Annotated in this window: 1 protein-coding gene; it reads right to left on the bottom strand. The window is 45.0% G+C overall.

What is annotated here, in order from left to right; all coding sequences use genetic code 11:
• Positions 1–542, bottom strand: a 542-nt coding sequence (locus tag KJQ99_RS09550) for an ATP-binding cassette domain-containing protein (protein WP_214150691.1), incomplete at both ends; no start/stop codon positions are given.

Genomic DNA, 542 nt, shown 5'->3' with positions numbered 1-542 from the left:
GCAATTCTTTAAGCAGATTGACAACTTGGGCTTGAATAGAAACGTCCAACGCAGAAATTGGTTCATCGGCAATGATGAAGCGCGGTTCCACGGCCAAAGCACGCGCAATACCGATACGTTGACGCTGACCGCCTGAGAATTCATGAGGATAACGGCTGGCGTGATCTTTGTTCAAACCGACCGTTTCCAACAATTCTTCAACTTTGGCACGACGTTCTTCTTTTGTCTTGACCAAACCGTGAATATCCAATCCTTCTGCAATAATGTCTTCAACCGTCATACGGGGGTTGAGAGAAGCATAAGGATCCTGGAAAATCATCTGCATGTCACGGCAGAATTTAAGATGATCTTCTTTTGAATTAAGTTTGCTTACGTCTTTTCCGTCAAAGATAATCTGACCGTCAGTCGGATTATAAAGATGAATGATGCTTCGGCCGGTAGTTGTCTTACCTGAACCGGATTCGCCAACAAGTCCGAAAGTTTCGCCTTCGTAGATGTCAAACGTAACATCATCGACAGCTTTGACCATATCTGCCTTGCCG

Source organism: Campylobacter sp. 2018MI13 (genome assembly GCF_018501135.1).
Taxonomy (GTDB): domain Bacteria; phylum Campylobacterota; class Campylobacteria; order Campylobacterales; family Campylobacteraceae; genus Campylobacter_E.
This window is presented reverse-complemented; position numbering and strand designations above follow the sequence as displayed.